The 12,185-nt window shown below is 74.8% G+C and carries 10 protein-coding genes; 6 read left to right on the forward strand and 4 right to left on the reverse strand.

Annotated features, from left to right (window positions below; genetic code table 11):
* Positions 1-260 precede the first annotated feature (260 nt).
* Positions 261-662 (reverse strand): OsmC family protein, encoded by a 402-nt coding sequence (locus ACRYM2_RS21320; RefSeq protein WP_432524532.1) that lies wholly within the window; start codon positions 660-662, stop codon positions 261-263.
* A gap of 159 nt (positions 663-821) precedes the next feature.
* On the opposite strand from ACRYM2_RS21320, the gene ACRYM2_RS21325 reads away from it, so the two are divergent.
* Positions 822-2,201, forward strand: coding sequence for an ATP-dependent 6-phosphofructokinase (locus tag ACRYM2_RS21325; RefSeq protein ID WP_432524535.1), 1,380 nt, complete (start codon positions 822-824; stop codon positions 2,199-2,201).
* A gap of 36 nt (positions 2,202-2,237) precedes the next feature.
* Here ACRYM2_RS21325 and ACRYM2_RS21330 read toward each other — a convergent pair whose 3' ends face one another.
* A complete protein-coding gene (locus tag ACRYM2_RS21330; RefSeq protein WP_432524537.1) occupies positions 2,238-2,822 on the reverse strand; it encodes a hypothetical protein in 585 nt (194 codons plus the stop codon).
* Between the two features lie 217 nt (positions 2,823-3,039).
* Between ACRYM2_RS21330 and ctaD the strand changes: the two genes are divergently transcribed.
* Positions 3,040-4,812, forward strand: a complete 1,773-nt coding sequence (gene ctaD / locus ACRYM2_RS21335; RefSeq protein WP_432524552.1) for an aa3-type cytochrome oxidase subunit I — start codon at positions 3,040-3,042, stop codon at positions 4,810-4,812.
* 21 nt (positions 4,813-4,833) lie between these two features.
* On the opposite strand, the gene hflX is transcribed toward ctaD, so the two are convergent.
* Both hflX and ACRYM2_RS21345 read right to left on the reverse strand, forming a co-directional pair.
* Positions 4,834-5,970, reverse strand: coding sequence for a GTPase HflX (gene hflX / locus ACRYM2_RS21340; protein ID WP_432524540.1), 1,137 nt, complete (start codon positions 5,968-5,970; stop codon positions 4,834-4,836).
* Between the two features lie 127 nt (positions 5,971-6,097).
* Complete coding sequence (locus ACRYM2_RS21345; RefSeq protein WP_432524543.1) at positions 6,098-7,294, reverse strand: carboxylate-amine ligase; 1,197 nt, start codon at positions 7,292-7,294, stop codon at positions 6,098-6,100.
* 197 nt (positions 7,295-7,491) lie between these two features.
* On the opposite strand from ACRYM2_RS21345, the gene ACRYM2_RS21350 reads away from it, so the two are divergent.
* The 4 genes from ACRYM2_RS21350 to ACRYM2_RS21365 all read left to right on the forward strand — a co-directional run bounded on the left by ACRYM2_RS21350 (position 7,492) and on the right by ACRYM2_RS21365 (position 12,139).
* Complete coding sequence (locus ACRYM2_RS21350) at positions 7,492-8,211, forward strand: GAF and ANTAR domain-containing protein (protein WP_432524546.1); 720 nt, start codon at positions 7,492-7,494, stop codon at positions 8,209-8,211.
* A complete protein-coding gene (locus ACRYM2_RS21355) occupies positions 8,208-9,668 on the forward strand; it encodes a PP2C family protein-serine/threonine phosphatase (protein WP_432524547.1) in 1,461 nt (486 codons plus the stop codon). Before ACRYM2_RS21350 ends, ACRYM2_RS21355 begins: the two co-directional genes overlap by 4 nt.
* Positions 9,665-9,943: a hypothetical protein gene (locus ACRYM2_RS21360; protein WP_432524548.1), complete on the forward strand. Its 279-nt coding sequence runs from the start codon at positions 9,665-9,667 to the stop codon at positions 9,941-9,943. The genes ACRYM2_RS21355 and ACRYM2_RS21360 overlap by 4 nt, the downstream gene beginning before the upstream one ends.
* 147 nt (positions 9,944-10,090) lie before the next feature.
* Positions 10,091-12,139 (forward strand): calcineurin-like phosphoesterase C-terminal domain-containing protein, encoded by a 2,049-nt coding sequence (locus tag ACRYM2_RS21365; protein ID WP_432524550.1) that lies wholly within the window; start codon positions 10,091-10,093, stop codon positions 12,137-12,139.
* Positions 12,140-12,185 lie beyond the last annotated feature (46 nt).

Raw genomic sequence — 12,185 nt, forward strand, 5'->3', positions numbered from 1 at the left:
GGCGCGGGGGCCGCCGGCGTGGGGGGGGGGGCGGGGGCCCCCCCGGGGGGGGCGCCGGCCCCCCCCCCCCCCCGGGCCAGGCCCACGACGGGGGCGGCGAGCAGGGCGGCGGTGCGGGCGCGGGTGCGGGGGGATCGCATGGCTGCTCCTGAGGGGGTGGCGGGCCGCCCGGTGCGGCCCGTTCACCCCCTCTTCCGCCGCGGCCCCCGCCCCGGATGCACCCGGGGGCGGGGAGTTCCCCGCGAGCCCCGCGCGGGGGCTCAGGCGAGCTGCACGTCCAGCGCGGCGGCGTCGATCGTCTTGGTGAACGGGCAGATCGACAGCGCCTGGTCGAGCACGTCCTGCGGGTCCGCGCCCGCGTCCGGCAGCGTGACGGTCAGGGCGTAGCGGGCCGTGTAGCCGGGGCCGTCGGCCTCGGCCAGCGTCACCTTCGACTCCACGCTGGCGCCCTCGGCGCTGCCGCCGGCGCTGGTGGAGGCGATCTTCAGCGACTCCAGCAGGCAGCTGCCCAGCGCGGCGGCCATGAGCTGCTCGGGGTTGGTGCCCTCGCCGGTGCCCTTGAGGTCCTTCGGCTCGTGCACGTCGACGGTCAGCGCGCCGTCGTCGGAGCGGGCCGAGCCCTCGGTGGCGGTGACGACGGCCGTGTACAGGTCGGTAGCCATGCTCCGACGCTACGGGCGGCCCGCGGTGCCCGCGCGGTGATCTTGGGGTGGCCCGCGCGCACGTCCCCGGCGCCCTCGCGACCCCGCCGCCGGGCGGTGCGGGGGGTGTGCCCGATGATGGGCTCGACGCCGCCCGCCGCGACGAGAGGACCTGCGCAGATGGAGGAGACCACCGGCCGCACCGGGGGTGCCATCGACTTCACGGTCGAGACCCTCGGACCGTGCACGGTCGACTCACCGCTCGCCCCGCGCCTGCAGGCGCGGCGGACGACCCACCACTACATCGACGAGACCGACCGCGTGCTCTTCGACGACACCCTCTCCAAGGTGTCCCGGCGCGAGGGCGACCTGGAGGACCTGCCGAGCCTGGAGCCGACGGGGCCGCGCAAGAAGATCTTCTTCGACCCGCCCAAGACGCGCGTGGGCATCGTCACCTGCGGCGGGCTGTGCCCGGGCATCAACAACGTCATCCGCGGCCTGGTCTCGGAGCTGACCAACCACTACGGCGTGCGGCGCATCTACGGCTTCCGCAACGGCTACCAGGGCTTCATCCCGCGCTACGGCCACGACGTGGTCGACCTCACCCCGGAGGCCGTGGAGGGCATCGACGGCGAGGGCGGCACCATCCTGGGCACCTCGCGCGGTCAGCAGGACGCCGTCGAGGTCGTCGACTGCCTGGAGCGGATGGGCATCGGCATCCTCTTCGTCATCGGCGGCGACGGGACGATGCGCGGGGCGCAGAAGATCTCCGCGGAGATCAAGGCCCGGGACCTGAAGATCGCGATCGTCGGCGTGCCGAAGACCATCGACAACGACATCCCGTTCATCGACCAGAGCTTCGGGTTCCAGTCCGCCTTCAGCGAGGCCACCCGCTCGATCCGCTCCGCGAAGGTCGAGGCGCGCACGGCGCCCAACGGCGTGAGCATCGTCAAGCTCATGGGCCGGCACTCGGGCTTCATCGCCTGCTACGCGGCGCTGGCGCAGAACGACGCCGACTTCGTGCTCATCCCCGAGGTGCCCTTCACCCTGGACGGCCCGGGCGGTTTCCTGGAGCGGCTGCGCGAGAAGGTCGCCGCCCAGGGGCACGCCCTCGTCGTGGCCGCCGAGGGCGCCGGGCAGGAGCTGTTCGACGAGGACCACCTCACCGACGCCTCGGGCAACAAGAAGCTGCAGGACGTCGGCCGGCTGCTGCGCCAGGCCGTCACCGACGACTTCGCCAAGCACGACCTCGAGCTCAACATGCGCTACATCGACCCCAGCTACGTCATCCGCAGCGTCCCGGCGAACCCGTACGACAGCGTCTACTGCATCCGGCTGGCCCACGCGGCCGCGCACGCGGCGATGGCGGGGCGCACGAACATGGTCGTCGGCCGCTGGCGGCGGCGCTTCGTGCACATCCCCATCGCGCTGGCGGTCTCGGCCCGCAACCAGGTCGACCCGCACGGGGACCTGTGGTGGTCGGTGCTGGAGGCCACGGGCCAGCCGTGGTCGTTCGGCGACTTCGCCGCGGAGCAGGTCACGGCCTTCGGCGGCCAGTGACCCGCTCCGCGGGCGCGGGGTCGGTCCGGGGGTGGGTCAGTTGAGGTGCAGGCGCCCGAGGACCCCGGAGGCCGTGGCGCCCAGCCGGTAGGACTGCACGAGCTTGGCGTTGCAGACGATGTTGCCCGCCGCGCAGACGATCGGCAGGAACTGGGCGATGCGCTGGCGGCGCTGCCAGGTGGCCACGTCCGCGGGCGTGTTCGAGGTGGGGATCGTCGCGTCCTTGACCGACACGGGCTCCCCGCGCTGCTCGGCCGCCTCGGCGGCCTTGGCGATCTTCTGCCCGGCGAAGGTGGCGTACGCGGTCGCAGCCGCGCCGGCGAGGACGAAGCCGACCTTCAGCGCGCCGGTGCTGGCGTAGCCCTGCTGCAGCGCCAGGCGCTGGCTGCTGGAGCGGGTCAGCTGCGAGCCGGTCACCAGGACCGTCGCGATGCTCGCCCACTCCGCGGGGGCGAAGCGGTTCCAGGCCGAGGCGGCGACCGCGATGCGGTCGCGGCCGACGCTGAGGTCGGAGCCGGACTTGTTGACGCCCGCGACACCCATGACGGCGCCGCCGAACCACAGCGCCGAGGCGAGGTCGTGGACGGACTGGGCGAGGGTGTGGTCGTCGGTCGAGGCCATGGTTCCTCCAGGGGTCGTGGGTGCCGCTCCGGGCGAGCGCGGGCGGCGGAGCTCCTCCGGGGGGCCCGGCCGGCCGCGGCTCGATCCGTCCCGATCGTGCCGCCGGTGCTTGCGCCCCGCCACCCGGGGCGAGCATGCTCGGCGGGCACGCACACGTCTGCAGCCGCGCGGACGTCCGGCACGTCCCTCGGGAACGCCCATGACGACGCACCCCACGATGCCGCGCACCGCCACCGGGGCACCGCTGTCCCGCCAGCCCCTGGGCACCGTCGTGCCGCGCCGCCGCGGCTCGGTGATCGCCGGCTGGATGTCGAGCACCGACCACAAGGTCATCGGCAACCTCTACTTCGTCACCTCGTTCGTCTGGTTCCTCATCGGCGGGGTGCTGGCGCTGCTCATCCGCGCCGAGCTCTTCGAGCCGGGCATGCAGGTGTTCAGCACCAAGAACGAGTACAACCAGTCGTTCACCATGCACGGCACGATCATGCTGCTGCTGTTCGCGACACCGCTGTTCGCGGCCTTCGCCAACGCCATCATGCCGCTGCAGATCGGCGCCCCGGACGTGGCCTTCCCGCGGCTGAACATGTTCGCGTACTGGCTGTACCTCTTCGGCGGCCTCATCGCCGGGGCGGGGTACCTCACCCCCGGCGGGGCGGCCTCCTTCGGCTGGTTCGCCTACGCGCCGCTGTCCGACGTGGTCCACTCGCCCGGCCTGGGCGGCAACCTGTGGGTGATGGGCCTGGCCTTCTCCGGCTTCGGCACCATCCTCGGCGCGGTCAACTTCGTGACGACCATCCTGTGCATGCGCGCGCCCGGCATGACGATGTTCCGGATGCCGATCTTCACCTGGAACGTGCTCATCACCAGCGTCCTGGTGCTCATGGCCTTCCCGGTGCTGGCCGCCGCGCTGCTGGCCCTGGCGGCCGACCGGATCATGGGTGCGCACGTCTTCGAGGCCGCCAACGGCGGGCCGATCCTGTGGCAGCACCTGTTCTGGTTCTTCGGCCACCCCGAGGTCTACATCATCGCGCTGCCGTTCTTCGGCATCATCACCGAGGTCATCCCGGTCTTCAGCCGCAAGCCGGTCTTCGGCTACAAGGGCCTGGTCTTCGCGACCATCTCCATCGCCGGTCTGTCCACGGCCGTGTGGGCGCACCACATGTACGTCACCGGCAAGGTGCTGCTGCCCTTCTTCGCCTTCATGACGATGCTCATCGCCGTGCCCACGGGGCTGAAGTTCTTCACCTGGCTCGGCACCATGTGGCGCGGTTCGCTCACGATGGACACCCCGATGCTGTGGGCGGTCGGCTTCCTGGTCACCTTCCTCTTCGGCGGCCTGACCGGTGTCATCCTCGGCTCGCCGCCGCTGGACTTCCAGCTGTCGGACTCCTACTTCGTGGTGGCGCACTTCCACTACGTCGTCTTCGGCACCGTCGTCTTCGCGATGTTCGCCGGGTTCCACTTCTGGTGGCCGAAGTTCACCGGCAAGATGCTGCACGAGGGCTGGGGCAAGGTGCACTTCTGGCTGCTGTTCGTCGGCTTCCACACCACCTTCCTCATCCAGCACTGGCTGGGGGCGGCCGGGATGCCGCGCCGCTACGCGGACTACCTGCCCGGTGAGGGCTTCACGACGATGCACCAGATCTCCACGATCGGGTCCTTCGTCCTCGGGCTGTCCTTCCTGCCCTTCCTGTGGAACGTCTACCGCACCGCCCGCTACGGCCAGCGGGTCACCGTGGACGACCCGTGGGGTTTCGGGATGGGCCTGGAGTGGGCGACCTCCTGCCCGCCGCCGCGGCACAACTTCGTCTCGCTGCCGCGCATCCGCTCCGAGCGCCCGGCCTTCGACCTGCACCACCCCGAGGCGGTCGAGCACGACGCCCACGGCGGCGACGAGGGCGGCAACCTGCTGCAGGCCGTCTACGGCGGCTCCGAGCGCACCGGCCGCACCGAGGACGTGGGCGAGCACCACGAGCGCCCGGGCCGCTGACGGGCGGCCCGGGCGCCTCGCTCACCGGTCGCGGTGCAGCCGGTGGGCGAGGTCCTCGCGCAGTTCTGCGACGCCCTCGCCGGTGAGCGCGGACACGCACCGCGCGTCGGGGTAGATGCGGCGCAGCGCCTCCACCCGGTCCGGCGGGGCGATGTCGACCTTGTTGAGCACGAGCAGCTCGGGCACGTCCGCGGCGCCGATCTCGCGCAGGACGCCGCGCACGGTGCTGACGCGGGAGACCGCGTCGGGTGCCGCGGCGTCGACGACGTGGACGGCGAGGTCGGCCTGCGCGACCTCCTCCAGCGTCGAGCGGAACGCGTCGACGAGCTGGTGCGGCAGGTTGCGGATGAACCCGACGGTGTCGGTGACCGTGAACTCGCCGCCCTCGACGACCACGCGGCGCACCGTCGGGTCCAGCGTCGCGAACAGCTCCCCGCGCACCTCGACGTCGGCGCCGGCCAGGGCGTTGAGCAGGGCGGACTTGCCCACGTCGGTGTAGCCGGTGAGCGCGGCCGACGGGACGCCGCCCCGGGTGCGGCGGTCGCGGGTGCGCTGCCGGCGGTCGGCGATGCCCGTGGCCTTGCGCCGCAGGTCGTCGGCGCGCCGGCGCAACCGGCGGCGCTCGGACTCCAGGCGCGTCTCGCCGGGACCGCGGACACCGATGCCCTGGCCGCCGGCGACCCGGCCGCCGCCGACGCGGGAGAGGTTGCGCGCGCTGCCGCGCAGGCGGGGCAGCTGGTAGGCGATCTGCGCCAGCTCCACCTGGGTGCGGCCCTCGCTGCTGCGGGCGTGCTGGGCGAAGATGTCGAGCACGAGCGCGGTCCGGTCGACGACGCGCACGCCGAGCTCGCTCTCCAGCGTGCGCACCTGGGCGGGGGTGAGCTCGTCGTCGGCGATGACGATGCCGGCGCCCGTGCGCTCCACGGCCGCGGCGACGTCGGCGACCTTGCCACGGCCGACGTAGGTCACCGGGTCGGCGTGCTCGCGCGCCTGCCGCACGTCCTCGGCGACCTGCACGCCGTCGGTGTCGGCCAGCCGGTGCAGCTCCCGCAGCGAGCTGTCCAGGTCGTGCTCGCCGGTGTCGACGGCGACCGCGACGGCGCGCAGCGGTTCCTCGCCGGTCTCGTCCTCGCGGGTCCCCTGCGCTGTTCCGAGCAACCACGCTCCGGGCACGCTGTCCTCCTAGGCCGGCGGCGCCGCAGCGCCGCGGTCCCTGCGGCCGTGCTCTGGACCGGGCACCCAGCGTAGGCGGCGGCGCGGTCCCCGGCATCCCGGCGACCGCCGGCTACAGCGGGTGCCGGCCGGCCGGCACCGCCAGGAGCTCCACGAGGCCGGAGGTGTCCTGGCCGGCGTCGGCGAGCACCGAGCGCGCGACCTCGACGAGGTCGCCGGTGCGCAGGACGACCTCGCGCTGCCGGGTGGCGGAGGTGCCGTCGGCGAGGACCTGCTCGGCCAGGGCGGTGACCTCCGCGAGCTCGCCGGCCTCCTCCAGGTCCTCGCGCAGCTCCGCCAGCAGCGCGCGCACCGCCTGCGCGGCCGGCACCGGCGTGCCGGTGCGCGGGTCGAGCAGGGTGTCCTGCACCCCGTGGCGCGCGGCCCGCCAGCGGGCGGCGCGCAGCACCTCCGGGCGCACGGGGGCGACCGGTTCCCCGGCCAGCGCGCGGGCCGCGAGCACCCGCACCAGGGACCGGCACAGCGCGGCGTGCAGCACCGCGTCGTCCAGGCGCGGGCAGACGTCGGCCACCCGGAACTCCAGCGTCGGGTAGCGCAGCGAGGGCCGCACGTCCCAGTACAGGTGGGAGGCGTCCTCGACCACGCCCGCGGCGCGCAGCTGCTCGACGACCCGGTGGAAGCCGGCGGCGTCGCCCAGCTCCTCGGGTGCGCCCGTGATCGGCCACCGCGCGAACCACTGCGTGCGGTAGCTGTCGTAGCCGGTGTCGCTGCCCTCGTGGAACGGCGAGCTGCCGGTGAGGGCCAGCAGCACCGGCAGGTAGGGGCGCACCCGGTCCGAGACGGCCACCGCCACGTCCAGGGAGGGGACGCCGACGTGCACGTGGCAGCCGCAGATCACCTGCTGCAGCGCCAGCAGGCCCCAGCGCTGCACGAGGTCCAGGTAGCGCGGGCGCAGCGTCAGGCGCTGCTCGTCCCAGCGGGCGAAGGGGTGCGTGGAGGCGGGCAGCAGCAGCGCGTCGTGCAGCAGCGCCGCGTCCCGCACCTGCTCGCGGGCGCGGCCGAGGTCGGCGCGCAGCTGCGCCAGCGAGGTGCAGACCCCGGTGGCGATCTCCAGCTGCGTCGTCGCGATCTCCGCGGAGACGCTGTCGCCGAGCCTGCCGCGCAGCGCAGCGGAGTTCAGCTGCGGGTCGTCGCGCAGGGCCAGGGTGCGGCGGTCGACGACGTGGTGCTCCTCCTCGACGCCGACGGTCTCGCCCACGGGCGCGTCCTCGCGCAGCTCCGCCGGCTCCGAGGTGGTGGGGGTCGTCATCCGGTGCGGCTCCGCTCCGTCGTCGGGCCGGCCCCGCTGCCGGACACCCGTACCCGTGCGATCACCCGCCGGGCGCGGGCGCCAGCCGGGTGGCACCCGGTCCCGGTTGCCGCTCCCACGCTCGCGCGTAAGGTGCGGAACCAGTCCAACCGGCGGCTGTCCGGTGGGTGAACTCCTGCAGTCCAGAGGTGGTCGAGGTGGACCAGCTGACTCCCGTGGAGGAGCTGTCCCTGGTCGTGGCCCGCAGCGCCGGCGCGATGATGGCGCCCGGCACGGTCGAGGCGACGCTGCGGCTGCTCGTCGAGGTGGTGCTGGAGACGGTGCCCGGCGCCGACGCCTGCGCCGTCACGGTGCTCGACGCCGCCGGCCGCGCCGGCACGTCGGTGGCCAGCGACGAGCTCGCGGCGCGGGCCGACGAGCTGCAGTACGCCGCCGGTGAGGGGCCCTGCCTGGACGCCGTGGCCCGGCGCGGGCGCACCCTCGTCGACGACGCGCGCGCCGACGCGCGCTGGCCGCGCTGGGCGGCCGGCGTGGACGCCCTCGGCCTGCGCTCGGTGCTCAGCACCCCGCTCGTGGCCGGGGACGCCGTGCTCGGGGCGGTGAAGGTCTACAGCCGGGCCCCGCACGCCTTCGACGCGCGCAGCGAGCGGCTGCTGGCGCTCTACGCCGCGCAGGCCGCGGTGCTGCAGGCGGCGCTGCGGGCCGCCGAGCGCGGCCGCCACCTCAGCGCGGAGCTCAAGGGCGCCCTGCGCTCGCGCGACGTCGTCAACACCGCCCGCGGCATCCTCGTGGAGCGCGAGCGCGTCGACGAGCGCACCGCGCTGGCCGTGCTGGCCGCCCAGGCGGAGGAGTCCGGCCGCCCGCTGCACGTGGTGGCGCGCGCGCTCGTCGACGCCGCCACCCGCCGCCGCCCGTGAGCGCGGGCCCGCCGCCGGGCCGGGTGCAGGACCTGCAGCGTCAGGTCCTGCAGCGGGTGCTGCGGCTCGGCGAGGTGGACCTCGACGACGTCTGGCTGCGCTACTTCGCGCACGGGGGCAGCGCCGGGCTCGACGAGGTGGAGGACTTCCTCGGCGGCGGCCCGCTGCCCGAGGCGGAGCGGGACCTGCTCGCGCACAGCGCCAACGAGCGGCTCGGGCAGCGGCTGGCGGCCTCCCGCGTCCCGCTGGCCCAGCCCGTGCACGTCGGCCGGGGCGCCGCCCTGCAGGCCCTGAGCACGCTGCTGGAGGGGACCCGCCGCGTGGTGGCCGGCGAGATCGGCGCGGTGGCCGCCGAGGCGGGCCGGGCGCTGGGCGTGCAGGTCGTCGTCTACCTCGTGGACTACCAGCAGCGCCTGCTCGTGCCGTGCGACCCGCCGCCGCGCGAACGCCGCCGCGGGCCGCTGGCGGTGGAGCGCACGCTGCCCGGGCGCGCCTTCCGCTGGGGGCGCACGCAGACCGCGCTGACCGGCCCGCGCCCGCGCTGGTGGATCCCGCTCGTCGACGGCGCCGAGACCCTCGGGGTGCTCGACGTCGTGCCCGCCTCCCGGCGCGCGCTGGGCGACCCGCGGCTGCGCGCGGACTGCGAGCTGCTGGCCCGGCTGGTGGCGCACCTGGTCGGCGTCGCCGACCGGCACGGCGACGCCGTCGACGCGGTGCGCCGCAGCCGCCGGCGCACCGCGGCCGCCGAGCTGGTGTGGCGGTTGCTGCCGCCGCTGACCGCCGACGTCGGCGAAGTCGTCGTCAGCGGCCTGGTGGAACCGGCCGACGACGTCGGCGGCGACGTCTTCGACCACGCGGTGACGCACGACGCGGTGCACCTGGCGGTCTTCGACGCGATGGGGCACTCGCTGCGCGCCGGGCTCATCGCCACCGCCGCGGTCGCCGCCTACCGCAGCGCCCGTCGCGGCGGGGCGGACCTGCCGGCGCAGGCCGCCGCGATCGACGAGGTCGTCGCCGAGCAGTTCCCCGACGCCCTGGTCACCGGTGTGCTCCTGCGCCTGGACCGGGCCGACGGCACCCTGCGCTCGGTGTGCGCGGGGCACCCGCCGCCGCTGCTGCTGCGCGAGGGCCGGGTCGTCGGCGAGGTCGCGGGCGGGCGGCGCACGCCCTTCGGGCTGCCGCCGCAGGCGCCGGTGCCGGGGCAGGAGGCGCTGCAGCCGGGCGACCGCCTGGCGCTGTTCACCGACGGGATCGTGGAGGCCCGCTCGGCGGCGGGGGAGTTCTTCGGCACCGAGCGCCTCGCCGACTTCCTCGAGCGCGCCGCCTCGACGACGTTCGGGCTCGCGGAGACCGTCCGCCGGCTGGTCCAGGCGGTGCTGGAGCACCAGGGTGGTCTGCTGCAGGACGACGCGACCGTGCTGCTGGCGCAGTGGCGGGGACCGGGAGGTGCGCGGTGAAGGTGGCGGCGAGCGGGACGTGGTTCCCGGACGAGGGCAGCAGGCTGCCGGCGGGGGAGGTGCACGCCTGGGAACCCGGGCAGAACCAGACCGCCTGCGGGATCCCGCTCAAGCGCGCCGGTCTGCACCGGTTCCCGCACGTCGACTTCGCCGACACCGACCCGGTCACCGGCGGCAGCGCGGACGCGGTCCGCTGGAGCTGCCCGCGCTGCCAGGCGGCCACGGGCGGCCGCCGCGGCGGGAAGCGGTGGACGCGGACCGACCCGCGCCCCTAGCCGGGGCCGGCGCCGGAGGTCGGCACGGTTGCTGCGGTGGGTTCCGCTCACGCGCTGTGACGTTCCACCAGGGTTCCGTGCGGTGACACCGGAGGTTCACAGGCACCGCACAAGGTGGGGAGCGCCCCCACGAAAGGTGATCACCCCGTGAACCTCTCCTCCCGGTCCACCCGCCGCCACCTCGGCCTCGGCGCCGGCGTGCTGCTCGGCGCCTCCGTCCTCACCGCGACCACCGGCCAGGCCGCGCCCACCCCCGCCCCCGAGACGGCCCCCGCCCCCTACGTCGGCGCCGTCGAGGTCGTCCGCGACGCCGGGGCCTCCGTGCAGTCCACCCCCTCGGCGCAGGTGCTGCGCGGCAAGGTTTTCGACGACGCCGACCGCGACGGCCGCAGCGACGGCGACGAGGGCGTCGAGGGCGTGACCGTCTCCAACGGCCGCGACGTCGTGGTCACCGGCGCGGACGGCGGCTACGAACTGCCCGTGTTCGAGGGCATGACCGCCTTCGTCACCCAGCCCGCCGGCTGGCAGGTCCCCGTCGACGCGGACGGTGTCGCGCAGTTCCACTACCACCACCTGCCCGCGGGTTCCCCCGACCTGCGCTTCGGCGGGCTGGAGCCCACCGGTCCGCTGCCGTCGGCGGTGAACTTCCCGATCGCGCGCTCCGGCGAGGACGCCCAGGACGACGCCACCCGCTGCGCCGTGCTCGCCGACGTCCAGACCTACAGCGGCCGCGAACTCGGCTACGCCCGCGACGGCCTGCTCAGCGACCTGCTGGAGGAGCAGGACCTCGCCGAGTGCGGCGCCCTCATGCTCGGCGACGTCGCCGGTGACGACCTCGGGCTGTACCCGCGCATCAAGGAGGTCCTCGGCGCCTCCGGCCTGCCGCTGCGGTTCGTGCCCGGCAACCACGACCTCGACCTCGACGCCACCGACGCCGCGCACTCCTTCGACACCTACAAGCGCGAGCTCGGCCCGACCACCTACAGCTACGACGTGGCCGACGTCCACTACGTCGTCATGAACAACGTCAAGTACCCCTGCACCCCGGCCGACGACCCGGACGGCACCCGCCCGCACTGCGCCGACCCCGAGGGCGCACCGTCCTACTCCGGCGTCCTCGGCGAGGAGCAGCTCGGCTGGCTGGAGCAGGACCTCGCCCGGGTCCCCGAGGACAAGCTCGTCGTCCTGGCCACCCACATCCCGATGGTCTCCTTCGCCGACGCGACCTCCACCAAGCACCAGACCGCCGACGTCACGAAGGTCCACGAGCTCCTGCAGGGCCGTCCCGCGCTGTCGGTGTCCGGGCACACGCACTCCACCGAGCGCATGAACACCGGCGACTCCTACGCCGGCTGGCAGGAGGCCGTCGGCGTCTCCGAACTGCCGTTCCCGCACGTCGTGGCCGGCGCCCCCAGCGGTGACTGGTACTCCGGCGACCTCGACATCGAGGGCCGCCCGATGGCGCTGCAGCGCGACGGCGCCCGCCCCGGCTACCTCGTCCTCGACGTCGAGGGATCGCAGTACCGCGACTCCTTCCGCGCCATCGGCCAGCCCGACGAGAAGCAGATGGCCGTCTCGCTGAACTCCCCGCGCTGGCGCGACTGGTACACCACGCTGACCGAGTGGGCCGCCACCCGCGAACCCGGTGAGTGGGACGCCGCCCCGCCGGTGAACGTCAACGACCTGGGCGACCCGGGCCTGGTCACCACCGCCGACGTCGCCGAGGACACCTGGCTGACCGCGAACGTCTGGTACGGCTCCACCGACACCACCGTCGACGTCAGCATCGACGGCGGCGAGGCCGTCGCCGCGCAGCGCACCCAGCAGGCGCAGGGCGAGGCCGCGCGCACCGGCGCCCGCTGGGCCGACCCGGCCGCCGCGACCCGCCAGCTGCAGGTCGCGCGGTTCGGCTTCGAATCCACCTCCGGCGCCGAGGACGCCCAGGGCTTCGAGCTCTACGACGGCGCCGACTACGGCCCCGGCCCGGCGCAGCCGGGGAACAACCTGGCCGACCGCGCCACCCACCTCTGGCAGTTCCGGCTGCCCAGCGGTCTGGCCGAGGGCGTGCACACCGCCGAGGTGACCGCGACCGACTCCTTCGGCCGCGAGTCCACCGAGACCTACACCTTCGAGGTGCGGGCGGAGCTGCCGCAGCAGTCCTTCCGCGGCGACGTCTTCGAGACCGGCGAGGAGTGAACCACCGCTGATCCCCAGCGGGGGCCGGGCGCGCACCGCGCCCGGC

The sequence above is a fragment of the Kineococcus aridisoli genome (assembly GCF_050871885.1).
Classification (GTDB): domain Bacteria; phylum Actinomycetota; class Actinomycetes; order Actinomycetales; family Kineococcaceae; genus Kineococcus.

Bases quoted from the DNA above. Each gene is read 5' to 3' on its own strand.
- ACRYM2_RS21320 (WP_432524532.1), bottom strand. From the start codon at position 662: ATGGCTACCGACCTGTACACGGCCGTCGTCACCGCCACCGAGGGCTCG.
- ACRYM2_RS21325 (WP_432524535.1), top strand. From the start codon at position 822: ATGGAGGAGACCACCGGCCGCACCGGGGGTGCCATCGACTTCACGGTC.
- ctaD (WP_432524552.1), top strand. From the start codon at position 3,040: ATGCCGCGCACCGCCACCGGGGCACCGCTGTCCCGCCAGCCCCTGGGC.
- ACRYM2_RS21345 (WP_432524543.1), bottom strand. From the start codon at position 7,294: ATGACGACCCCCACCACCTCGGAGCCGGCGGAGCTGCGCGAGGACGCG.
- ACRYM2_RS21330 (WP_432524537.1), bottom strand. From the start codon at position 2,822: ATGGCCTCGACCGACGACCACACCCTCGCCCAGTCCGTCCACGACCTC.